Origin of the sequence: Streptosporangium sp. NBC_01639, assembly GCF_045209755.1 — a bacterium.
Lineage (GTDB): Bacteria > Actinomycetota > Actinomycetes > Streptosporangiales > Streptosporangiaceae > Streptosporangium.
Window position 1 is genome coordinate 434,269 of the sequence record NZ_CP109272.1, and the last position, 22,895, is coordinate 457,163.

The following is a 22,895-nucleotide window of genomic DNA, read 5'->3' on the forward strand; positions in this document are numbered from 1 at the left end:
GTGCCCTTCAGTACTGCGCGCCGAAGACGACCCGATCGGGGTCGGCCAGGTCGGCGAGCGCGGTGATGACGGTCGGCGGGTGCTCGGCGATGCGGTGCAGCAGGTGCAACCACCAGTTGTCCCCGTACGTCAGGTAGACCCGGCAGGCCAGGCCGCCCTCCCGGTGTGCCCGCAGCAGCTCGGGCTGAACCCCGTGCAGCATCTCGATCTCGTCCACCCGGCCGAGCAGTCCCCCGGTCCGCGCGCGGTCGAGCAACGCGGCGTCGTGCGTCGCCAGCGCGAGCCGGGTGCCCGCGTCGGCGAAGCGCGCGGCCAGGTCGAGGTACCGCGCGTCGAGCTCGGGTCCACGGGGCAGCGCGACGTCGGCGGGCTCGGCGTAGACCCCCTTGACCAGCCGGACTTTCGCACCGGTCGCGGCGATGGCGGGCAGGTCGTCGGCTGTGCGGTGCAGGTGCGCTTGGACGGTGACGCCGACGTTGCCGTGGTGTCCGGCGAGCTTGCCGAACACGCCGAGGATGTCGTCCACGAACTCCGCGCGCTCCATGCTGATCACCACGGCCGAGTCGTGCTCCGCGGCGACCTCCAGGATGCGGGTGGTGTTGTCCAGCGCCTGCCCGGCGGACCGGAGCAGGCCGACCGCCGAGAGGTCGAACCCGAGCTGTACCGGGACCGGCACGCGGCGCAGCAATGAGACGTACCCGGTCACGACGGCCTCGATCTCGGCGGGATCGGTGATCTCCTCACCCACCGCCTCCACGGACACCCGGTAGCCCTTGCCGGTCAGGGTGGCGATGCGGTCGACCACCTCGTCCTCGGTCGCGGCCGCGACGAACCGCCGCGCCGCGGGCCCGAACAGGGTGCGCAGCGACGAGTCGGGCGGCCCGAACGCGGTGCGCAGCGCGGGATTCGCGGCGAACGCGCGTAGGCTCCGACCCGCCCCTTCGAAATCCGCGGTGGACTGCGTCATCCCGTCTTCTCCCCTGTCGTGGCGGCAGGCGTGCCTGCCGTGATCATCATTAACGTGGCGAAGCTCGGCACCGCCGCCGGGTCGCCGCCGCTCTGCCGCCACTGCCGGTACTTGACCGCGTAGCTGATCACGGTCTCCTTGCCGTCACGGTGCCGTGGCCGGGTGAACACGCCTGCCCACAGGCCGTCCCACAGCGCGTAGCCGGGATCGTTGAGCAGCACCTCGTGCGCCCGCCGGAGGTTCCAGAACGGCACACCGGTGTTCAGGTGGTGCACCAGGTGGAACCGGTCGTTGTGCCTGCTGATGAGGAACCGCTCCCACAGCCTGCCGTGCCGGTTGCGGGTGAGCAGGACGCGCTTGGTCTCCCCCTCGGGCATCGGGTAGTGCTCGGCCAACTCCGAGATCCAGCCGATGGCCACGCTGGTCGTGCACATCGGCACGAACCAGAACAGCAGCAGTTCGGGGAGCACGCCGAAGTACGCGCAGCCGCCGATGACGAGCGCCCACTCGACGCCCATGATCAGCCGCTCGGCCCCGATCGGCACCGGCGCCGATATCTGCGGGATGTCCCGGTCGACGTGGAACCGTTCCCTGATCAGGTACTTGAGGTAGGAGAAGACCCGCAGGCCGATGATCGAGAACACGACCTCGCGCAGCACCAGCGCCCGGCTTGACCGGCCAGGGTCGTACAGACCGCACTCGATGTGGAACTTGTAGTCCGGGTCCACGTCGGGGTCACCCAGGCTGCGGTGGTGCAGGCCGACGTGGGTGTTGCGGTACGGCCCCTGCAACTGGAACGTCAGGTATCCGCTGAGGACGGTGCCGCCGAGGAAGTTGACGACGGGGTTCCGGGCGAGGGTCTTGTGCGACGACTCGTGCAGCAGGTGGGCCAGGAAGCGGTGGGTGGTCCCGATCAGCAACGCCGAGAGCGGGAAGAACCACCACGAGACGCCGACGCACAGGAAGACGGCGAAGGCGATGAGGGTGAACTCGAAGGCCACCGCGAGGAGTCCGTGCCAGTTGTCCGTGACGCAGAGCTCCTTGAGGCCGCGGCGGACCTCCGGGGTTAATCGGTCGAAGGTCAGTTCGTCGAACCTTCTGTCGGCCGTGTCGTCCGGATCGGCGACAGGTTCCGCTAAAGCCATCGTTTCGTTCCCTCCCCAGGACAACCGGCCCTGCTCCTCGCGGGTCCGGCATCAGTACTCGCCGCGGGTGTGAACCCCAGGGCACGGCCGTAGAGCCGCAGTTCCGCCCGCAGGCATGCGGCGATCGTGGCCGCCCGGCGGAACCCGTGTCCTTCGCCGGGAAAAGTCAGGTACTCGTGGGGGACCGCGCTGTCCGCGAGACCGGCGAGCAACACCTCCGCCTGCGCGGGCGGGCACACCGTGTCATCAAGTCCTTGGAACAACAGGAGTTCCGCCGTTATCCGTTCCACGTGGTGCACGGGCGAGCGGTCGCGGTAGTCGGCGCGTCGTTGCGGCCACGGCCCGACCAGGCCGTCGAGGTAGCGCGACTCGAAGTCGTGGGTGCCGCGGGTGCGCCAGCCCTCAAGGTCGAGCACCGGGTAGTAGATCGCCGCGGCGCGGTAGAGCTCGGGTTCGCTGGTCAACGAGACGGCGGCGGTCCAGCCACCCGCGCTCCCCCCTCGGATCGCGATCCGGTCCGCTGTCGTGACACGGTCCGCGACGAGCGCGCGGGCGACCGCCGCGCAGTCGGCGACGTCCACCAGGCCCCAGTTCCCACGCAGTCCTTCGCGGTACACGCGGCCGAAGCCGGTCGAACCGCGGTACTGCACGTCCACCACGCCGATGCCGCGGCTGGTGAAGTATGCGATCTCGGTGTTGCGGACGCAGTGGCTGCGGCTCGTCGGTCCGCCGTGCACGAACACCACATACGGCGGCAGTTCGCCGTCCGGTCCCGTGTGACCGGGATTCGCGGGCGGGTACAGGTGCGAGTGGACCGCGGCGCCGTCCGGCCCGGTGTCGGTGCGGTGCACCGGAACCGAGAAGTACTCGTCGTGCGTGCCCGCCACCTGGCGCAGCACCTCGTGCGCGCCCGTGGCGAGATCGATCAGCAGCACCGCCCGCCGGTGGTGCGGCCCGGCCGCGACGACGGCGACGCGCGTGCCGTCGGTGGCCGGGTAGAACCATTCGGTGTACGGGCCGGCCACATCGCGGAGCACGCCGTCGGTGCCGAGCACGCCGAGCGTGCGCCCGCTCGTGCCGTGGAAGACCGCGGTCGAGGAGTCCGCGAGCGGCAACGCCCAGCGCAGGCCGATCCGCCACAACGCCTCGCCGAACTCCTCGTCGCGCTCGCACAGCGCCGTCACGGTCCCGGCGGTGTCGACCCGGTGAAGGTTCCACCAGCCGGTGCGGTCGGTGAGGGCGAGCAGCGACCGGCCGTCATGCGTCCAGTCGGCCTGGGTCACCGACTCCGCCGGTCCGCCGAGCACCACGGCGGGCGCGCCGAGGGTACCGTCCGCCGAGACCTCGGCGACCAGCAGTTCGGTGCCGTCCCACGGCATCGCGGGATGGTCCCAGCCGAGCCACGCCACGCGGTCGCCCGCCGGCGAGACGCGGGGCCCGGTCATGAAGTCGTGCGACGCCGCGAGCACGCGCACCCGGCCGGGGTCGTCGGCCGCGCTCCCGTCGAGCGGCAGCGCGACGAGATGCCGGTTCACCTTGGTCGCGGCGGCGTCGAACACCGTCTCCCGCAGGCAGAACACCTCGTCGCCACGCACGGAGAAGTCCGCGTGGCGCACCGACACGTCGCCGCCCGCCGGGCTGAGCGGCACGGGCTCCGCGCCCTCCCGCCAGCGGTACGCGCGCCCGTCCGCATACGACGAGAACACGATGTCCACAGTGGACCCAGGCAGGGCGGTCCACGGCCGCCCGCCGTACTCGATCACCCTGGTGCGCACGTCCCAACCGGGCAGCGCGTCGACCGGACCGCTCGCGGTGTGCCGCATCAACGCGTTGCGGCCGCCGTCCTCCGGGCGGACCTCGGTCCACCAGACCTCCGGACCGGCGAAACCGACCCATTCCATCAGGGCCTCGCCGACCGCCACCGAGTCGGCGTCGACCGGCGAGAGCCATGCCCCGTAAGGCGTCGTGCTCACGTTCATCGGCGGCGGTTTCCCTTTCACGGCAAGGTCAGGAGGCGATTCTCGGCACACCGGGCGCCGAGCTGTCGAGGCGGTAGGACATCACCGGTTCGGTGTCCACGAGCCAGAAGTGCCCGTCCAGGTCGGTCCAGTCGCACAGGCCCGCGATCTGGGCGGAGTAGGCGATGGCCCGCGGCGGTTCGAGGAAGCAGCCGAGCATCCGGGTCGCGCCCCGCTCGGCGAGATCGGTCAGCACCTCACGGCCGGGCAGCAGTCCGCCGAGCCGCATGAGCTTGGTGTTGGCGCCGTCGGAGACCGCGACCGCCGCCGCGACGTCGGCTGGGGTGTTGACGCCCTCGTCCAGGATCACAGCGGTGTCCGGCAGCGCGGCGCGGATCTCGCCGAGCAGGCTCCGGTCGCGCATCGGGTCCTCCAGCACCGCGGGCGCGATGGCGGCGATGAGCCCGCGCAGCCGCCGCCAGTCGTCCGCGTCCCAGCCGCAGTTGACGTCGAGGATCACCGGTCCCGGCACCCCGACCAGCCGGGCGAGCACCTCGTCGTCGTCACGGCCACCGAGCTTGATCTTCACCGGCCGCACGGTCGCCGGGATCTCCTCGCCGATCGGCACGGTGTGCAGCAGCCGGACCTCACCGGGTTCGGGCAGGCCGATCAGCCGCCACACCGGTACGCCCGCCCGTTTCGCGGCACGGTCGAGGAACGCCATCTCCACGAGCATCCGGGCAGGCCCCGAGGCCTGCCCGCCGGCCCCCAGCAACGCCGCGCACAGCTCCTCGGTATCCCTCGGGCCGTGCGCGTCGACGGCTGCGGCGAGCGCGGCGGCCTCCTTCGCGATGAGCCGGGCGTCCTGTCCGTAGCCGAGATCGGCGGCGATCTCGCCGTACCCGGACTCGCCACCACCGGAGACCGTGAGGCCCACGATGTCGACGGACTCGATCGTCATGTGCGAGATCTCGAAGGACCGCCGCAGCGGCAACGGATCCACCGTCACGCTGATCGACAGGCCGGCGTCGTCGCTCATGCCGATTCCACCTCGAACTTCACGGAATCCACCAGTTCGCCGGCGAGCCTGCGGGCCGCGGCGGGCGTCTCGGCGCTGACGACGACCGCGCCGACCCGGTCCTCACCCGAGCTGAACGGCCGCACGACATCGCCTTCCCCGACGGCGAGCTCGGCGTACAGAACGGCGGGGTGGTCGCGGACGGCCTCCCACCCGGTGATGGTCGTGATCCGCCCCGGAGGCGGCGCGAAGTAGCGGGACGCCGCCGCGCCGGTCGTGGTGAAGGACGCGGGCGCGGCACCTGCGCCGAGCGCGTCGTCGTACGCCAAGCCGTACAGCTCGATGCCGGGGAGGGTGTGTTCGAGCATGCGGTGGATCCAGCCGCCACCGATGCGGGCGTGCACCTCGCCGAGGACGATGCCGCGGTCGGTGAGCCACAGCTCGACGTGGAACAGCCCGTGGGTCAGGCCGAGTGCCCGCAACGCGGCGAGCACCTGCGCCTCGATCCGTTCCCCGTCCGCGCTCGGCAGGTCCGCGGGCAGCACGTGCCCGATCTCCACGAAGTACGGTGGCGGGAGCTTCTCCTTGGCCGTCACGGCCAAGACCCGCGGCTCACCGCCGAGGAACACGCCCTCGACACTGTACTCGGCGCCGACGACGAACTCCTCGACCAGGAACTCGTCCTGGTTCGGGAGCGCGGCGACGGCGTCGGCGAGCTCGGACGGGTCCGCCACCAGCCGGACGCCCTCGCTGCCCGAACCGTCCCTGGGCTTGACCACCCACGGTCCGGCGACCGTCGCAACGAACTCGGCCGCGTCGGCGAGTCCCGCGCAGAGCCGGACCAGTGGCTGGACGAACCCGGCCTCGGCGAGTGCGGCACGGCACGCGTCCTTGCTCCGCACGCGCCGGACGGCGTCCGGATCGTTGCCCGGCAGGCCCAGTGCCCGCGCCGTCTCGGCGACGGCGACCTGGGCCATCTCCCGGACGCCGAACACGACGTCGAACCCTCCGTCCGCCACCGCCCACGCCGCGACCGCACCGGGATCGGTGTGGTCGACGGCGGTCACGGCGTCGGCCGCCGCGGTGACCGCGGGTGTCGCGGCCAGCGTGTCCGCCAGATTGGTGACATGCGTGGTCAGGCCGCGGGTGGCGGCCTGGCGCAGCGCCGCCACGGCGACGTCGACGCTGAGCGTCATGTCTCCGCCGCCGCCGACCAGTAGCAGGCGACGGGTTTCGGGGCTGGTTGTCATGCTCGTTTCCTCGCGGGTGTGGCCGGCTCAGCGCAGCCGGAAGACGGCGTCCTTCAACTGCTGCACGCGCTCGTAGTCGCGTTCGAGCTGTTCGGCCGAGTCGGTGGCCAAGTGCACGCCGAGGGTGCTGGTGTAGAGGTCGACCGTCGGCTTGATCCGGCCACCGGGCTTGATCTTGATCCGCAGGTTGGTCAGCGACGGCAGCGCTTCCAGCTCGGCCAGCGCGTCGGGGTCGATGTCCTCCACGATCCCGTCGAGCTCGGTCGCCGTGATCACCAGAGCGCCGAACTTGTGCCGCGTGAACACCTTGCCCGCGTACTCGTCGAGGAACTCCTGGGGCCGGACGGCGGCGAGCGCGGTCAGGTGGGCCTGGTTGGTGCCCACGCAGGCGTCCTGGAACTCCCGCGCGAGGCTGCCGCTGAGCCGCGCCCCGACCTCGACCAGGGCCGGCCCGACCGGAGTGATGATCACTTCGGCGTGGGTCGGCCCGGAGCACACGCCGAGCGCGTCGAGCGCCGACGATGTGTACTCGACCAGTGCCGCGACCTCGGGCGAAGCCGGGTCGAGCAGGTCCTCGCGGTCGTAGATGTTGTGCGTGCCCCGCAACCGCTTGCGGTAGCGCGAAACGCCGTTGGTGTAACGCTTCCCGTCCACGGTGACCATGTCGACCGTGTACTCGTGGCCCGCGAGGTAGGACTGCACCAGCACCTCGCGGTTGCGGGTCTCGAAGATGTCGCTCGCGCCGAGCACGACCTCCGCCGCCTTGCGGACCTCGTCGGCCGAGACGCACACGGCGACGCCGTCGGTCGCCGCCGACGCGAGCGGCTTCACGACCACCGGGTACTCGTCCCGTCGCTCGGCCCAGGCGACGATCTCCTCGGGGTCCGAGCTCTTGAACTGCTCGGCGCAGCGCACGCCCGCCCGGCGCAGCGCCTCGATCATCTCGTACTTGTCGCGGCGGGCCCGCCACGTGGCACTGGCGTTGCCGGGCAGGCCGAGCAGTTCGTTGAGCCGGTCCGTCCACTCGACACCCGGCTCCTGCCCGGTCACCACGGCCACAGGCGAGAACTCGGCCAGCGCCCGCGCCGCCTCCTCGGGGGTGTCGCACACGATGTTGGCCCGGTAGGCCGTCAGGTCGGGCAATGTCATGGAGGTCATCAGGTCGCGGCTGCTCTGCACGTGCACCACGTCCGCACCGATGCCCGCGAACGCGGGTGGCAGGAAGTTGCCTGTGGTGTAGCCGTCGACGATCACGGCGACGGGGCGCGATTGTCCAGTCATGTCAGGGATCTCCCGGTGGTGGGTGGGTGCGGGCCGATCACTCGACGATGGTCATCGTCAGATGGATCCGGGTGTCCCCGCCGGCGTTGTAGGCGGAGTGGTGCAGCAGCGTGTTGAGGATGTGGATGCGGCCGTCGGTCGGGACGTGGTAGGTCTCGCCGCGGCGCAGCAGCAGTCGGCAGTCCTCGTTGGTCTTGATCGCCATGTGCGCGACCCGCGAGGCGTCGGTGTGCATGTGGTAGATCTCCGACGGGTGCAGCGCGACCAGGCGCATGCGGCCGATCTGGAACGGCAGGCTGCGGTAGATCTCGTGGAAGTAGGTGTCCGTCAGCTCCTCGTTGAAGAAGCGGAACTCCGCCTCCTCGAAGTTCTTCTCGCCGGTGGCCTGGTTGAACTGGCCGTTGCCCGCGTCGTGCCACGGGTCGTCGGCGCCCGCGCGGTGGGTGAGGCCGAGCCTGCGCAGCCGGTGGTCGGGGTTGGCCGGGTCGGCCACCGGCACGCGGTCGACCACCTGCTGGTAGGCCTCGGTGATCTTCTCCGGGTCGAACAGGAGGTCCGGGACGATTTCGATCATCGCGGTACGGGTCTCGGCGCCGGTCAGGGTCACGGGTCTGCCTTTCGTGTGCGGTTGGGTCGTGCCGGTCCGCGACGCGGCCGGTTGTGGGATCACAGGTGTGCAGGCCGCCACCGGCGCATGGAGTACGCGATCAGCGGTGAGCTCAGCGCGCCGACGGCGGCGAAGCCCGCCGCGATGAGCAGCCATGCGGGCCAGCCGTAGGTGATGGCCAGACCGAGCACGGCGGGCGCGAGGGCCTCGGCCACCCCGCCACCGAGGCCGAACACGCCCGAGTACTGCCCCTGGGCGTGCGGTGCGGCGAGACCGAACGAGTACTCCATCGACGCGGCGGCGTGCCACAGTTCGCCGAGGGTGTAGACGGCCATGGACAGCACGAGCAGTGCGATGGCGACGGCCGGGGACTGGGTGCCCGCCACGGCCATCAGCGCGAGCCCGACGGCGACCGCGATCCCCGCCCACCGCATCTTGCCGCCCGCGGCGGCGTGGTCGGAGACGTTCCGGCTCAGCACCACCTGGAGTGTGATGATCATGGCCGTGTTCAGGGCGAGCGCGACCGAGACCATCCACTTGGGAGCCGCGGTGTGCTCGACGATCCACAGCGGCAACAAGAATGTCGGCACCGCGTAGTGCAGTGACATCACGGAGTTCAGCGCGGTCGCGGTCAGGTACGGCCGGTCGCGCAGCGCCATCCACCGCCCGGACGCGGCGGTCGCCTTGCTCGGCTCGACGCGGGGCAGCCGGACCAGCAACACCGCGCCCGCCAGGAACGACAGCGCCCGGCCGCAGATCAGCACCTGGTACGCGATCTTGGTGTCGAGCTGGAGCGCGACGCCCGCGCCCAGCGAGCCGAGTGCGATGGCGAGGTTCACCGTCGAACGCAGGTAGGCGCGGTACCCGGCCAGGTTCTCGCCGCCGAAGTGCCGTACCAGCGGCGCCTTGCTCGACTTGTCGGCCGCGAAGACGAGTCCGACGAGGACGGACACGGCGAGGTAGGAGACCAGCGACGAGACGAACAGGAAGCAGGTCATGGCCGCGGTGCCCGCGAGCATGACCGCGATCTGGGTCTCCCTGGCGCCGTACTGGTCGGCGATCCGCCCGGCGAAGATGCCCGCGATCAGACCCACCATCGCGCCGAGGAAGAGGCCCAGCGCGACCTGGGTCGCCGGCAGACCGATGATCCGGGTGAAGTACAGCACGCTGCCCGCCATGAACATGCCGCTGCCGACCGCGTTCACGAAGTGCGCGAGAGCCAGGGCCCGTTGTGCCGGCGTCTCGGGCAGCAGCCTGGTGACGAGCCCGCTCATCACGACTGCCATGGCAGGTCCCGGTAGTCGGCGTCCGGCCAATTCTCCCGCTGCCACGCGCGCAGCCCGCTCATCGGGCCGCTCGGCGCGATCAGCAGTCGCTCGTCGAACCACACCCGCAGCTCCTCGAACCGGCGCAGCAGCGCCTCCTCCGAGGAGGCCGAGACCAGCACCTGGGCGATGCGGACATTGGTGCTGCCGACCGCGGAGGAGAGCGACGCGCCGAACGCCGACTCGACGCGCACGTACTCGACGCCGTCGAGAGCACTCATGTCCTTCGGCGACGGGCAGTGGAACAACGTGCCCGGCCGCCCCATCAGATAGGTGCCGCCGATGGTCTCCGGCCGCACCTTCACCTCGATCTCGGGCTTGCGGCCCAGCGCGCCGAACAGCGCCCCCTCGCCCAGGTGCACGCCGAACTTGGCCTGCACCTCCTCGTGCACAAGCGCGCCACCGCGTCGCGCCGCGCACTCGCCGAACGTCAGGGTGCCGGTCTCGGCATCGTGGAACAGCTCCATGTGGAACACGCCGTCGCGCAGGCCGAGCGCGGTGAGCGCGCGGCGCACCACCGGTTCGCCGAGCTCGTAGGCCCACGCCTCGTCGTTCGGGTCGAACCTGCGCAGCCACAGGGGGAGTTCCCGGTCGATCGTCGTCATGCACGGCACGCCGTAGCGGCCGAGGGCGCAGAACACGACCTCGCCGTCGTGCAGGACGCCGTCGGCGACCCACTCGTCGCCGGGGATGTACTCCTCCAGCGCGAAGGTGCGCTGGCCGGTGTGCTCGCCGCGGTACTTGGCGCTGAGCGCACGCAGCCGGCCGATGTCGCCGACCATGGAGGTCATGGCGGCCGCCGCGCCCGCGATCGGTTTGAGCACCGCCCTGGCGAAGGGCAGCTCGGTGAGATCGCCGAGGTCGTGGATGTCCTCGATGACGTGGGTCCGCGCGGCTGGGACGCCCGCTTCCCGGACCCGCCGCTTCTGCAGTGTCTTGTCGCGGAAGTACAACGCGGTCACGGGGTCGATCGCGCGTGCGCCCAGGTGTGCGGCGAGCATGCCCGCCGTGACCATGGCCCACTCGTCGGACGTCTGCACCCCGTCGAAGCGCCGTTCGGCGTAACCGGACCGGTGCAGCGCGCCGAGCACCGCCTCGGGACTGGACACGCTGTCGACCCGCAGCACCGTCATGCCCTCGGGAACGGGCTGGAGTCCGTAGTCGCGTTGCCCGGCGCCCACGACGACGACGGCCTCGACGTCGTGCCTTTCGCACGCGTCGAGTACGTATTTGTCGACACCGAGGACGAGGACCAGCGAGCGAGGTATAGCGGTCATGTAATACACCGCATTTCGGGTATGGCCGGGCGTGGCCCGACAGGCACAGCGGGACGCACGGCACAACTGATCCACACAGCGAAGCCCCTGGAATAACGACTCGCCCCAGAAATCCTGCTGAGCAGCCCAAATAAAACGAACGCCAGCTTGGATTTTATAAACGAGCCGATCCAGGGCGTCAAGAGGCCTACCCCAATATGCTCATTCCAGAAAGCAATGGACAAAACGGCGGAGCATCCTTGACACGGCCGTCACGGACCCGCATAAAATCGCCGCGAAACTCCGCATCCGGAGGGTTGCCGAGCCCAGGGAGGTCAGCCTCCCGGATGGAGTAACGAGGGAGGATGCAATGCCATGGATCTGGGGAATCCGTTAGCCGGGAGCAAGACCCTGGACGTCGAAGCACAGGTGACCTGACTTCCTTCACCTGTTCGCATATCCGGCAATTCGGGCATACGAAGGGCCCGCCGAGCATCGAACGCATCCTACCGGCCGAGCCACCGTCTCCTGCTTCCCGTGGCCGAAGCCGGTTACTGACGTGCGCGAGAAATTGGCTCGTCGATCCGGCTGGCCGCGCTCACAAATACTCGTTTAAACACTCGCGCGGACAACCATGTATTTGGCGACCCCACATCGGCCTCCTTGTTCGAGACCACAGTGAAAGGGATACGATGAGTTCGGATACCTCGACAGGGCGCTATCTCGCGACATCGACAGTGGTGCAGCCGCTGATCCACAGGTGGTACGCGGTTCCGTACTTCGCCGCTCCGCACACCGGTGCGCTCAATCTGGCGAAACGGCAGCTGCCCGCGCTGCGCGGCTACCTCGCCTCGCCGCACGCACACGAAGCCGCGCTCAAGAACCCGACCATGTTCGGCGCGCCGTTCGTCAACTCGCGCGAAGGCGGTGTCGCGGCGATCGAGGAGCTGGTCGAGACCACGCTCAAGGAAGGCCGGCCGCGCCTGCAACTCGCCGAGGAGATCGACGCCATGCGCGCGATCCTTAAGGAGAACGCGAACGGCGGGTCGCTCGCGAGCCTGTACGCCCAGCTGCCGCCGAGCCTGCACGGCATCTCCGAGCTCGTCTACGACACGGCGAACAACCCCTCGCTGCGCTTCTTCGAGCCGCTGCTCTACCGCACGGCGGCGCTGCAACCGGAGGCGCAGACGATCTCACTGCTGCCCCGGCACGATCCGAACCAGCCGTTCATCTACGGCTCGCCGGTGCTGTCGCACGGCCGGGCCGAGCTCAAGGTGCCGTTCTCCGCGCCGGAGCTGGGTGAGCTGTTCGCGGGCCACCGCCGCCGGGTCGACGTCGAGGCACTGATCGAGCTGTTCGAGCTGGCGGGCGGGCAGCAGGAAATCTTCCGCGGTCTGTTCACCGACCGGGAGCCCAAGCCGTACGACCACGCGGAGCCCGGCCAGGTCCGGGTCCGTTACTTCGGGCACGCGAGCGTGCTGATGGAGTACGAGGGCTTCACGGTCATGACCGACCCGACGCTCGGCTACGACGACGACGGCTGGGACCACTTCACCTTCGCCGACCTGCCCGAGAAGATCGACGTCGTGGTGGTCAGCCACGGCCACTCCGACCACTTCTCGCTGGAGACACTGCTCCAGCTGCGCGACCGGATCGGCACGATCGTCGTCCCGCTCACCGGGGGCGGCACGCTGCCCGACTTCAACCTCCGGGTCTTCCTGGAAAGCTTCGGCTTCCGCAATGTGGTCGAGCTCGGCGAGGTGCAGTCGCTCGACCTCGGCCCGGCGAAGATCACCGCGCTGCCGTTCCTCGGCGAGCACGGCGACCTCGATATCCGCGCCAAAATGGTGCCGCTGGTGCGCATCGGCGGCCGCGGCTTCCTGTTCGCGACCGACACCTCGCCGATGGACCCGTCGATCTACGAGCTGGTCGGCCGCGAGATCGGCACCGTCGACGCGCTGTTCATCGGCCTGGAGTGCGTCGGCGCGCCGATGAGCTGGCTCTACGGCCCGCTGCTCGACACGCCGATCAGCCGCAACGACGACCTCGCCCGTGGGCTCAAGGGTTCATTCGCGGACCCGGCGGACAAGGTGGCGCAGCAGGTCGGCGCGCGTACCGTGTTCGTCTACGCGCTCGGCATGGAGCCGTGGCTCAAGCACCTCTCGGGGTGCTGGTACGACCCCGCGGCCGAGCAGATCCAACAGTCGGAGCTCCTCACCGAGCTGTGCGGCAAGCGGGGCGTGTCATCCGAATTGCTGTACATCACCGCGGAACGCAGCTGGCCCGCCGGTTCCGACGAGGTCGTGCCGACGAGGACCCGATAGCGGTGCGCAGGCTGGCAGTCGTCTACGACCGGGGGTCGGCGGGCCCCGCGGAGCTGTCCGCGGCGGCCCGCGCCCTCGACGTCGAGCCGGTCCTGGTGATCGACTCGACCTCGGAGCACGTCGCCCAGGTGCTGCCCGCCCTGCGCCGCCGGTTCACGTTGGTCGACACGGCGGGAATGTCCCCGGACGAGGCCGCGGCCGCAGCCGCCGCCGTGCGGCTCACCGGCGTGGTCACCTTCAGCGACCTGTGCCTGCCGGTCGCCTCGGCGCTCGCGGCACACCTGGGCACGCCGCACTGGCACTCCCCCGAGGTCACCGCCGTGCTGCGGGACAAGGCGGCGCAACGCCGGGCGTTGGCGGCGCACGGCGTCGACGCCACCCGGTACGCGGTGATCACGGTCGGGTCCACGGTGGCCGACGCGCTCACCGTGACCGGTCTGCCCGCGGTGCTCAAGCCGCACGACGGCACGGCGGGACAGCACGTCACCAGGGTCGACGACCTCGCGGCGGCCGAGGCCGCCGCGCGCCGGTTCTTCGCCACCGCACCGACCGGCAGCATGCTGGTCGCCGAGGAGCTGCTGATCGGCGACCCGGAGGTGGCCGGACCGGCGTTCGGCGACTACGTGTCGGTCGAAGCCGCCGTGCACGACGGCGCCGTGCTCCCGCTCGGTGTCGTCGGCAAGCTCCCGCTGGAGCCGCCGTTCCGCGAACGCGGGTTCTTCCTGCCCGCGACCCTCGACGCGGCGATCACCGAACGCGTGCTCGCGGTCGCCGAGGCGGCCGTGCTCGCACTCGGTATCCGTACCGGGGTCGTCCACACCGAACTGAAGCTGACCGCGGCCGGCCCACGAGTGATCGAGGTCAACGGCCGGGTGGGCGGGCACGTGCCCGACCTGTTCGACCGCGCGTTCGGCTACTCCGTGATCGAGACCGCGTTCCGGCTCGCCCTCGGGGACCCACCCGTCGCGCCGGAACACGCGGGCACGGGCATCACCTACCAGTACGTGTTCCTGCCGCCGACCGATGCGACCGCGGTCGAGGGCGTCGAGGGGCTCGCCGAACTGCACGCGCACGCCGGGGTTGACCTGATCGATGTGCGCGTGACACCGGGACAGCGGGTCTCCTGGCGCGAAGGGGCGTTCAGCAGGCTCGGCAAGGTGTACGGCCGCGTGCCGGACCACACCGCGCTAGCCGGGCTGGTCACCCGGATCGGGGACACCACCCGCTTCCGCTTCACGCGCGACGACACCATCGCGCCGCAGGTCACCGCCAATAGGCAGTAGTAGAGGGAGAGCATCCATGGTCCAGACCGCAGCGACCGGTCCGGCTCTGTCGGCGGCCCAACACCGGCTGTGGTTCGCGGCGCATGTCGAACCGGACAGCTTCGAGTTCACCGTCCCCTGGGCCGTTCGGGTCCGTGGAGTGCTCGACACCGACGCCATCGCAGCGGCCTGGACGGCGGTGCTGACCCGGCACGCCGAGCTGCGGTTGCGGATCACCGAGTCCGGCGGCGTTCCCGGCCGCGGCCTGTGGCCGGTCGAGCGGATGGCGGCCCGTATGACCGAGATCGACGCGGGCGAGCTCGACGCCGTGCTGCGGGCCGCCGCGACCAGGGTGTTCGACCTGACCGCGGAACCCGCCGCGGAACTGGAGGTGCTGCGGCTGGCGGACGACGACCACCTGGTCCTGCTGACCGCCCACCACATCGTCACCGACGGCCGCACCGTACGGCTGGTGACCGACGACCTCTTCGCGCAGTACGCGGGCAAGACGACCGAGACGGCGCCCACCTACGCGGACTACGTCGCCTGGGAGGCGACGGCGAAGCGTCCCGCGACGGAGAAGCTCGAAGCCTGGTTCGACGAGCTGCGCGTACCGGTGCCCGATCGCCCGCTCGGCCTCGGCCCGGCACACCCGGTCGAGGGCAAGCGCGGCGCGGAGGTGCGGGTGCCGATCGACGCGGCCCTGTGGCGCCAGGTGCTGGACACCGCCCGTGAGCTCCGCACCACCCCGCAGGTGCTGGGCATGGCCGCACTCGGCCTGACGCTGCGCCGCTATACCGGTACCCGCGACATCGTGCTCGGCTCCACGATGGACACCCGCACCGCCGAGTTCGCCGACACCTCCGGCATGTTCATCAACCCGACGCCGGTGCGGCTGCGGGTCGAGGACGACCAGACCACCGCCGACTACCTCGGCACGGCACACCGCGCGCTGCTGCGCGCGTTCACGTTCCGGCACGTGCCGTTCGACGAGACCGTGCGCTGTGTCGGCAGCGCGCCCGCCTCCGGTCGCACGCCGGTGTTCCAGGTCCTGTTCAACTACGCGGCCCACCAGAGCGGTCCGACCGCGCCGGGTCTGGAGGTCGTCGAGGTCGAGTTCCCGACCCTGGTGTCGAAGTACGACCTGACGGTCTGGCTGCGTGCGGGCCAGGACACCGCCGAACTCGCGGCGATCTACCGTGCCGACCAGTACACCGAGGCGCAGATCGAGCAGTTCGCCGGCCACCTGCGCACGATCCTCACCGGTCTCGTGTCCAGCGGCGGAGCCATCGGTGAGCTGCCGCTGCTCGACACGGACTCCGTCGACCGGCTCCTCGCGCTCGGCGACGGCGGACCGGTCGCCGATGGCGCGGACGTCACCGTCACCGCGCGCTTCGCGGAGGTCGCCGCCGCGCGGCCGAACCACCCCGCGCTGACCCATGCCGGCAAGAGCCTCGACTACCGCGAACTGCACGACTGGGCGGGCGGCGTCGCAGCACGGCTGAACTCCCACGGAGTAGGACGCGGCGCGACGGTCGGCGTGCTCACCGAGCGGTCGCCCGCCATGGTCGCCGCGGTGCTCGGCGTCCTGCGCGCGGGCGCGGCGTACCTGCCGCTCGACCCCGCCGTTCCGGACGAGCGCATCGCGGCGGTCCTGGACGACGCGGGCGTGACCCACGTGTTGACGACCGGGGAGACCTCCCATCGGGTCCCGCTTTCCCTGGTCACCCTGGACGTCGAGGAAGAGCGCGGCACACCGGGCGTGGCGGGCGTCGAGCAGGCCACGGCGACCGACCCCGCCTACCTGATCTACACCTCCGGAACGACCGGCGAGCCCAAGGGCGTCGTGGTGGAGCACGGCGGTCTGGCCGCGTCCACCGCCGCACGCCGGGCGGAGTACCCCGGCGAACCGGTGTTCCTGCACGTGTCACCCCTGGCGTTCGACTCCTCGGCCGCGGGGCTGTGGGGCACACTGACCGCCGGCGGCACGCTGGTCGTCGCCGACCTGGACGACATCCGCGACCCGAAGCGCCTGCTCACGCTGGTCGAACGCCACCAGGTCACCGACCTGCTGTGCGTGCCGACGCTCTACGCCCTGCTGCTGTCCCAGGCGGGCGACGGTGCGGCGCTGCGGTCGTTGCGCCGGGTCGTCGTCGCGGGCGAGGCGCTGCCCGAGTCGTTGATGGCCGAGCACTTCGCCATCGCGCCGCACGCGCACCTGGTCAACGAGTACGGCCCGACCGAGGCGACGGTGTGGGCAAGCAGGCGGGTGTACGACCGGGTGGCTCCGGTGACCATCGGCGGTCCGATCGCGGGCACCCGGCTGTACGTCATCGACGACCGCGGCGAGCTCTCACCGCCGGGCGCGGTCGGCGAACTGCACATCGGTGGCGCCGGCGTCACCCGCGGCTACCACGGCAGGCCGGACGACCCGGTGTTCGGCGCCGACCGGTTCACCGACGGCAGGGTGTACCGCACCGGCGACCGCGTCCGCTGGACCGAGACCGGTGAGCTGGAGTTCCTGGGCCGGGCCGACCAGCAGGTGAAGATCCGCGGGCACCGGGTCGAACTCGGCGCGGTCGAGGCCGCGCTGTCCGAGGTGGAGGGTGTGCGCGGCGCCGTCGTGCGGCCCGACGCCACGGCCACGCGCCTGCTCGGCTTCGTGGTCGCCGCCCCCGGTTTCGACGCGGGCGCCGCCCGGCGCCTGCTGGCCGAGCGGCTTCCCGAGCCGATGGTGCCGAAGACCCTGCGGGTGCTGGACGCGTTCCCGTTGACGCCCAACGGAAAGGTCGACCTCGACGCGCTGACCGAAGAGGAGACGGCGGCCGACTTCGGACCGGTCGCCACGAGCGACGATCTGATCGCGCAGCTCTCCACCGCGTGGCGCACCGTCCTGGGCCTGACCGAGGTCCCGGTCGAGGAGAATTTCTTCGACGTCGGCGGCCACTCACTCCTGGTACCCCTGCTTCAAAGCGAAATCACTACCCAGACCGGCACCGAAGTGTCCATAGTTGACCTGTTCACCGCCACGACCGTCACCACCCAGGCCGACCTCGTCCGCAACGCCGCACCGGTCACCGAGACCGGCGCCGACGACCGGCGGGCCCGGCTCGCGGCCAAAGCACGGCGTGGTGCGGCGGTAGCGCGATGATCCGTGACGACGCGTTCGACGTCGCCGTCACCGGGATGTTCGCCCGGCTGCCCGGTCCGACGGACCTCGACGAGTGGATGGCGGCGATCGGCGCGGGCGAGGTGTTCACCACGCGCCGTGACACGGACGAGCTGATCGCCGCGGGCGTGCCTGCCGCACGGGTGCACGACCCCGAGTACGTCCCGGTCTGCGGGTACCTGCCGGATGCCGACCGGTTCGACACCGCGTTGTTCGGCATGAGCCCGCGCGACGCCGAACTGACCGACCCGCAGCACCGGCTGATGCTCGAAGCCGCGTGGGCGGCGCTGGAGGACGCCGGGCGCGACCCGCTGGACGGCGGCCTGCGCACCGGTGTCTACGCGAGTTCCAGCAGCAGCGCCTACCAGCGGCGGATCCTCATCGGCGGGGCCCTGCCGCACGACATGCACGACCGCCTCGAAGTGGGCTCCGGGCAGGACTACACGGCCACCCGGATCGCCTACAAGCTCGGCCTGCGCGGTCCGGCGATGACCGTGCAGACGGCGTGCTCGTCGTCGCTGGTCGCGTTGCACACCGCCGTGCAGGCGCTGCTCGGCGGCGAGTGCGACCAAGCGCTGGTGGTCGCGGCCTCGGTCGGATTCCCGCAGGAGGGACACCTGCGGGTGAGCGGCGGCATCATGTCCGCAGGCGGCGCGTGCCGTCCGTTCGACGCCGCCGCGGACGGGACCCTCGCGGGCTCGGGTGTGGTCGCCGTGGTGCTGCGCAGGCTCGCCGACGCGGTGGCAGAGGGTGTCACGCCGCACGGCGTGATCCTGGGCACCGCCGTGAACAACGACGGCATGGCGAAGGCGGGCTACAACGCACCGTCGGCGACGGGGCAGGAAGCGGTGATCCGGGCCGCGCTGCGGGCAGCGGACGTGTCCGCGGACTCGCTGGGGTACCTGGAGGCGCACGCGACCGGCACCTACGTCGGTGACCCGATCGAGTGGAAGGCGATGTGCGCCGCGCTCGACGGGGTGCCCGAGGGGCAGGTCCGGCTGGGCGCGGTGAAGGCCAACATCGGTCACCTGGACGCGGCGTCGGGGCTGGCCTCGCTGGTCAAGACCCTGCGCGTGCTGCGCGACGGCGTGATCCCCCCGGTGGCCGGGTTCACCGAGCTGAACCCGATGCTCACCGCGGGCCCGGTGTCCGTGCCGACCGAGGCGACGCCGTGGCCGGGGCCCGAACCGCGGCGGGCGGGCGTGAGCTCGTTCGGCATCGGAGGCACGAACGCGCACGTGATCGTGCAACAGGCTGTCCCGGCACCGGCAGGTACTCCCCAGCCGGAGCAGGACACCGTCATCGTCCTGTCGGCGGCGCAACCGGAAGCGCTCGAACGTACGGCCACCCGGCTCGCCGACCACCTGACCGGCGCCGACGCTCCGCTGAACGACATCGCGCGAACCTTGGTCAGTGGTCGGGCGCCGCTGGCGTACCGGCTTGCCGTCGTCGGCGGCACGGCGGTCCAGGTCGCGCGGCGCCTGCGCGCCCCGACCGAGCGGATGAACGGGATCCGGCCCGTGTCCGGCCCGGCGCCACTGGTGTTCCTGCTGCCCGGCCAGGGCTCGGCGCCCGCTGCCATGGGTCTGCCGTGGCGCGACCGGTTGCCCGGCTTCGCCGAACTCGCCGAGGAGTGCCTCGCCGAACTGCCCGCCGGCCTCGCCACCGACGTGCGGCGCGCGCTCTATGACCGGGCGAGCCACAGCTGGCGGTACGGCCGGACGGACATCGCCCAGCCCGCGCTGTTCGTGCTGGAGTACGCCGCCGCACAGGCACTGCGCGGACTCGGGCTGAAACCGGTCGCGGTCGCCGGGCACAGCCTCGGCGAGATCACCTCCGCGTGCCTCGCCGGTGTGCTGACCCGGACCGAGGCACTCCGGCTCGTGGTCGCGAGGGGTGACCTCATGCAGGCCTGCGGGAAGGGGCGGATGCTCGCGGTCGGCTGCGGCGAGGCGGAGGTGCTGAAGCTACTGGACGAGGCCCGGCCTCTGCCTGGCGGTGCGGCGCTGGAGATCGCCGCGGTCAACACGGCCGAGAGCTGCGTGGTGTCCGGTCCGACCGGCGCCGTCGACGCGTTCGCGGACTACCTGGGCGACCGGGTCTTCCACCGCGCGCTCACCACGCTGCACGCGTTCCATAGCGCGCTGGTCGAACCCGCGATCCCCGGTCTGAACGCCGAGCTGGCCAAGGTGACCACACGCCCGCCGACCGTGCCGTTCCTGTCGAACGCGACCGGCGCGCTGATCGACGCGGGCACACCGGTCGACGCCGCGATGTTCGCCGAGTCCGCCCGTCGCACCGTGCGCTTCGCCCAAGGTCTCGCCGCGCTGGCGAACCGGTTCCCCGACGCGGTCGCCGTCGAGATCGGGCCTGGCCGCGCGCTCAGCGGTTCGGCCTCCGCCGAGGGGCTGACCGGCATCGCGCTGGCCGCCAACCGCGACGACGACGCGCCGCTCACCGGTCTTGCCGCGCTGTGGACCCTGGGCCACCCGGTGGACCTGGCCCGGCTCATCCCGGCGGGCAGGCCGGTGCACCTGCCGACCTATCCGTTCCACGGTCGCGTGGCGACCGCGCCGGAGGCGCTGGCCCGCCCCACCGGGGAAACCCCGGCACAGCCCGCGTCCGTCGACATGTCCGCACCGGACACGCCACGCTCGCTGCTGACCAAGCTGTGGACCGAATGGCTCGGTTACCCGGACCTGGCCGACGACGCCGACTTCTTCGCCGTCGGCGGCGACTCGCTGGTCCTCATCCGGCTGGTCCGCAGGCTGAACACGGCCCTCGACGTCGTCATCCCGATCCGGGAGTTCGCCTCGGCCCGCACCCTGGGCGACCAGATCGCACTCGTCGAGTCGGCCACCGCCACCACGAAGGACACGCCATGACGACATTGTCCGAGGTGTTCGACAAGATCGCCGCCACGTACCCGGACAAGGACGCGGTGCACGACGCGAGCGGCACGCTGACCTACCGCGAGCTGCACCGGCGCGCGACCGCGGTGGCCGCCGCGTTGCGCGCGTGGGGCGTCTCCCCCGGCGACCCGGTCGGCGTGTACGGCCAGGCGAGCCGCGACTCGATCGTCGCGATGCTGGGCACGGCGTTCGCGGGCGCGTCGTACGCCCCGGTCGATCCCGGCTATCCGGACGAACGCTCCCGGTGGATGCTGACGACCGCGGGCGCCGGGCTCGTGCTGCTGACCGACGGCCACCGCCCCGAAACCGATCTCGGCCGGGCGACCCGGCACGTGCGCGACGCGGCGAACGACGAAAAGTCCGCCCGGCCCGCGGGTACGCCGGACGACGTGCTGTACACGATGTTCACCTCCGGCTCCAGCGGAACGCCGAAGCCGGTCGCGGTGCCGCACCGGAGTATCCTCGGCCTGCTGCGGTCCAGCCCGTTCACCGTCGGGCCGGACGACGGCGTGCTCGCCATGGCGACGCTCGCGTTCGACACGTCGGCGCTGGAGATCTGGTGCTCGCTGCTGGCCGGCGCGACGGTGTTCTGCGTCCGCGCCTCGGCCGCGTCGTTGCGGACCCTCGCCGACGCGCTCGCCGATCCCCGGATCACCGTCGCGCACCCGAGTCCGGCGATCTTCGCGCTGCTGGTCGACCACCACCTCGACGCGCTCGCCGGGCTGCGCCTGGTGACGTCGGGTGGCGACGTCATGTCGATCACGCACGCGACCCGGTTGCGGTCCGCGCACCCCGGTGTCCGGGTGGTCAACACGTACGGCCCGACCGAGGCGGGTGTGATCAGCTCGGCGTACGAGGTCGCGCGGTGGGATGCCGCCGAGTGCGCCACGATGCCGATCGGTTTCCCGGTGGCGGGCGCGGAACTGCACGTCGTCAACGAGAACCTGTGCCCGGTGCCGGACGGAACGCCGGGCGAGCTGGTGATCGGCGGAGACCGGCTGGCGCTCGGCTACGCGGGCGAACCCGAACTGACCGCGCGCCGGTTCGTCACGGCCGTGGGCACCACGGTGTACCGCACCGGTGATCGGGTCCGCCGCCTGTCCACCGGCGCGCTGGAGTTCCTGGGACGACTTGACGACGAGGTGAAGGTCCGCGGTTACCGGGTGAATCCGGCCGAATCACGCGCGGTGCTCGCCGCCGATCCACAGGTCGCCGAGGCGGTCGTGGTACCGGTCGGCGAGCCGGGCGCCAGATCGCTGCTCGGCTTCGTGCGCACGACCGGTCCCGTCGACGTCGCCGACCTGCGCTCCCGCGCATGGACCCGGGCGCCGCGGCACGTCGTGCCGGACGACATCGTCGTGGTGCAGGCGTTCCCGACCGGGCCGACCGGCAAGGTCGACCACCGGGCGCTGGTCACGCGCTGGGAGCGGGAGCGGACCGCCGAGGTCGCGCTCCCGACCGAGACCGACGCGGCGGAGCTGACCAGGCTGTGGACCAAGCTGGCGGGCAGGCCGCCGGAGCCGGACCGCGACTTCTTCCACTCGGGAGGGACGTCGCTCGGGCTGATCAGGCTCATCGAGGAGATCTCGACCCGCTTCGGCGTCGAGCTCGACTTCGCCGAGGTGTACGGGCTGCGCTCGTTCGACGAGCTGTTCGACCTGGTCCGTGCCGAGGGGGCGGGCTCGTGACCTGGCTGCGTTCCCTCCAGCCGCGGCCGGAGGCAGCCGCGGTCCTGCTGTGCTTCCCGCACGCGGCCGGATCGGCGTCCTTCTTCCGGCCGTGGGCACGGGAGCTGACCGGGTTCGACGTGCATGCGGTGCAGTACCCCGGTCGCGCCGACCGGTTCGCCGACGACCTGCCGACCGACCTGGTCGCCATGGCGAAGGGCGTCCGGGAATCGCTGGAGCCGTTGACCGACCGCCCGATCGTCCTTTTCGGACACAGCATGGGCGCCATCGTGGCCTACGAGGTGGCGCGCCTGCTGGAGACCACCGGGGTCGACGTGCCGCACCTGGTGGTGTCGGGCGCCCGCGCCGCGCACGACCCGGAGTTCGCCCCGGTCGGCGCGGCACAGCGCAGCGACGAGAGCATCATGCGGTCACTGGCCAAGCTGGGCGGCACGGAAGCCGAACTGTTCAGCGACCCGCTGCTGGCCGAGCTCGCGATGCCTTACGTGCGGGCGGACTTCGTGATGTTCGAGAACTACCGGCACGTGCCGGGCGACCCGCTGCGCTGCCCGACGACCACCGTGAACGGCACCGGCGACGGCCATTGCTCGCCTGACCGGGCCCGGCGCTGGGCGGAGTTGACGAGCGGCGCCTTCGACGCCCTGACCCTGCCGGGGGAACACTTCTACCTGATCGGACATCCGCCGTACGAGCTGCTGCGATCGCTAGGCTGACCGCACCTCGAAGATCCACT

At 71.3% G+C, this 22,895-nt stretch carries 15 protein-coding genes; 6 read left to right on the forward strand and 9 right to left on the reverse strand.

Annotated features, from left to right (window positions below):
* Positions 1-7 precede the first annotated feature (7 nt).
* From OHA77_RS02070 to OHA77_RS02110, 9 genes are read right to left on the reverse strand one after another with little or no spacing between them, the layout of a single operon-like run.
* A complete protein-coding gene (locus OHA77_RS02070; protein ID WP_406315707.1) occupies positions 8-967 on the reverse strand; it encodes a proline dehydrogenase family protein in 960 nt (319 codons plus the stop codon).
* On the reverse strand, positions 964-2,112 hold the full coding sequence (locus tag OHA77_RS02075; RefSeq protein ID WP_406315709.1) for a fatty acid desaturase: 1,149 nt from the start codon (positions 2,110-2,112) through the stop codon (positions 964-966). Before OHA77_RS02075 ends, OHA77_RS02070 begins: the two co-directional genes overlap by 4 nt.
* Positions 2,103-4,091: a prolyl oligopeptidase family serine peptidase gene (locus tag OHA77_RS02080; RefSeq protein WP_406315711.1), complete on the reverse strand. Its 1,989-nt coding sequence runs from the start codon at positions 4,089-4,091 to the stop codon at positions 2,103-2,105. Before OHA77_RS02080 ends, OHA77_RS02075 begins: the two co-directional genes overlap by 10 nt.
* 28 nt (positions 4,092-4,119) lie before the next feature.
* A complete protein-coding gene (locus OHA77_RS02085; RefSeq protein WP_326822371.1) occupies positions 4,120-5,109 on the reverse strand; it encodes an enolase C-terminal domain-like protein in 990 nt (329 codons plus the stop codon).
* Entirely contained in the window at positions 5,106-6,338 is a 1,233-nt protein-coding gene (locus OHA77_RS02090; protein WP_406315713.1) for an ATP-grasp domain-containing protein, read from the reverse strand. The genes OHA77_RS02085 and OHA77_RS02090 overlap by 4 nt, the downstream gene beginning before the upstream one ends.
* 27 nt (positions 6,339-6,365) lie before the next feature.
* Entirely contained in the window at positions 6,366-7,619 is a 1,254-nt protein-coding gene (locus OHA77_RS02095; RefSeq protein ID WP_406315714.1) for an ATP-grasp domain-containing protein, read from the reverse strand.
* Between the two features lie 37 nt (positions 7,620-7,656).
* Positions 7,657-8,226, reverse strand: a complete 570-nt coding sequence (locus OHA77_RS02100) for an aspartyl/asparaginyl beta-hydroxylase domain-containing protein (protein ID WP_406315716.1) — start codon at positions 8,224-8,226, stop codon at positions 7,657-7,659.
* Between the two features lie 59 nt (positions 8,227-8,285).
* Complete coding sequence (locus OHA77_RS02105) at positions 8,286-9,512, reverse strand: MFS transporter (protein ID WP_406315718.1); 1,227 nt, start codon at positions 9,510-9,512, stop codon at positions 8,286-8,288.
* The gene (locus tag OHA77_RS02110) at positions 9,500-10,828 is read right to left on the reverse strand and encodes an acetyl-CoA carboxylase biotin carboxylase subunit family protein (protein WP_406315719.1); all 1,329 of its coding nucleotides are present in this window, start codon (positions 10,826-10,828) and stop codon (positions 9,500-9,502) included. The genes OHA77_RS02105 and OHA77_RS02110 overlap by 13 nt, the downstream gene beginning before the upstream one ends.
* A 671-nt stretch (positions 10,829-11,499) precedes the next feature.
* Here OHA77_RS02110 and OHA77_RS02115 point away from each other — a divergent pair.
* The 6 genes from OHA77_RS02115 to OHA77_RS02140 are packed head-to-tail and all read left to right on the forward strand — an operon-like array spanning position 11,500 to position 22,875.
* On the forward strand, positions 11,500-13,131 hold the full coding sequence (locus tag OHA77_RS02115) for an MBL fold metallo-hydrolase (protein WP_406315720.1): 1,632 nt from the start codon (positions 11,500-11,502) through the stop codon (positions 13,129-13,131).
* A 2-nt stretch (positions 13,132-13,133) separates the two neighbouring features.
* Positions 13,134-14,414: an acetyl-CoA carboxylase biotin carboxylase subunit family protein gene (locus OHA77_RS02120; RefSeq protein ID WP_406315722.1), complete on the forward strand. Its 1,281-nt coding sequence runs from the start codon at positions 13,134-13,136 to the stop codon at positions 14,412-14,414.
* A gap of 16 nt (positions 14,415-14,430) precedes the next feature.
* Positions 14,431-17,544 carry a non-ribosomal peptide synthetase gene (locus OHA77_RS02125; protein ID WP_406315724.1) on the forward strand — a complete coding sequence of 1,038 codons (3,114 nt, stop codon included), beginning with the start codon at positions 14,431-14,433 and terminating at the stop codon, positions 17,542-17,544.
* Complete coding sequence (locus OHA77_RS02130) at positions 17,541-20,447, forward strand: type I polyketide synthase (RefSeq protein ID WP_406315726.1); 2,907 nt, start codon at positions 17,541-17,543, stop codon at positions 20,445-20,447. Before OHA77_RS02125 ends, OHA77_RS02130 begins: the two co-directional genes overlap by 4 nt.
* Positions 20,444-22,162, forward strand: coding sequence for a non-ribosomal peptide synthetase (locus tag OHA77_RS02135; protein ID WP_406315728.1), 1,719 nt, complete (start codon positions 20,444-20,446; stop codon positions 22,160-22,162). The genes OHA77_RS02130 and OHA77_RS02135 overlap by 4 nt, the downstream gene beginning before the upstream one ends.
* Positions 22,159-22,875 (forward strand): thioesterase II family protein, encoded by a 717-nt coding sequence (locus OHA77_RS02140; protein ID WP_406315730.1) that lies wholly within the window; start codon positions 22,159-22,161, stop codon positions 22,873-22,875. Before OHA77_RS02135 ends, OHA77_RS02140 begins: the two co-directional genes overlap by 4 nt.
* The last annotated feature ends 20 nt before the right edge of the window (positions 22,876-22,895 follow it).

Coding starts and splice junctions, on each gene's coding strand:
- OHA77_RS02070 (WP_406315707.1), bottom strand. CDS start 967: ATGACGCAGTCCACCGCGGATTTCGAAGGGGCGGGTCGGAGCCTACGC.
- OHA77_RS02075 (WP_406315709.1), bottom strand. CDS start 2,112: ATGGCTTTAGCGGAACCTGTCGCCGATCCGGACGACACGGCCGACAGA.
- OHA77_RS02080 (WP_406315711.1), bottom strand. CDS start 4,091: ATGAACGTGAGCACGACGCCTTACGGGGCATGGCTCTCGCCGGTCGAC.
- OHA77_RS02085 (WP_326822371.1), bottom strand. CDS start 5,109: ATGAGCGACGACGCCGGCCTGTCGATCAGCGTGACGGTGGATCCGTTG.
- OHA77_RS02090 (WP_406315713.1), bottom strand. CDS start 6,338: ATGACAACCAGCCCCGAAACCCGTCGCCTGCTACTGGTCGGCGGCGGC.
- OHA77_RS02095 (WP_406315714.1), bottom strand. CDS start 7,619: ATGACTGGACAATCGCGCCCCGTCGCCGTGATCGTCGACGGCTACACC.
- OHA77_RS02105 (WP_406315718.1), bottom strand. CDS start 9,512: ATGGCAGTCGTGATGAGCGGGCTCGTCACCAGGCTGCTGCCCGAGACG.
- OHA77_RS02110 (WP_406315719.1), bottom strand. CDS start 10,828: ATGACCGCTATACCTCGCTCGCTGGTCCTCGTCCTCGGTGTCGACAAA.
- OHA77_RS02115 (WP_406315720.1), top strand. CDS start 11,500: ATGAGTTCGGATACCTCGACAGGGCGCTATCTCGCGACATCGACAGTG.
- OHA77_RS02125 (WP_406315724.1), top strand. CDS start 14,431: ATGGTCCAGACCGCAGCGACCGGTCCGGCTCTGTCGGCGGCCCAACAC.
- OHA77_RS02130 (WP_406315726.1), top strand. CDS start 17,541: ATGATCCGTGACGACGCGTTCGACGTCGCCGTCACCGGGATGTTCGCC.
- OHA77_RS02135 (WP_406315728.1), top strand. CDS start 20,444: ATGACGACATTGTCCGAGGTGTTCGACAAGATCGCCGCCACGTACCCG.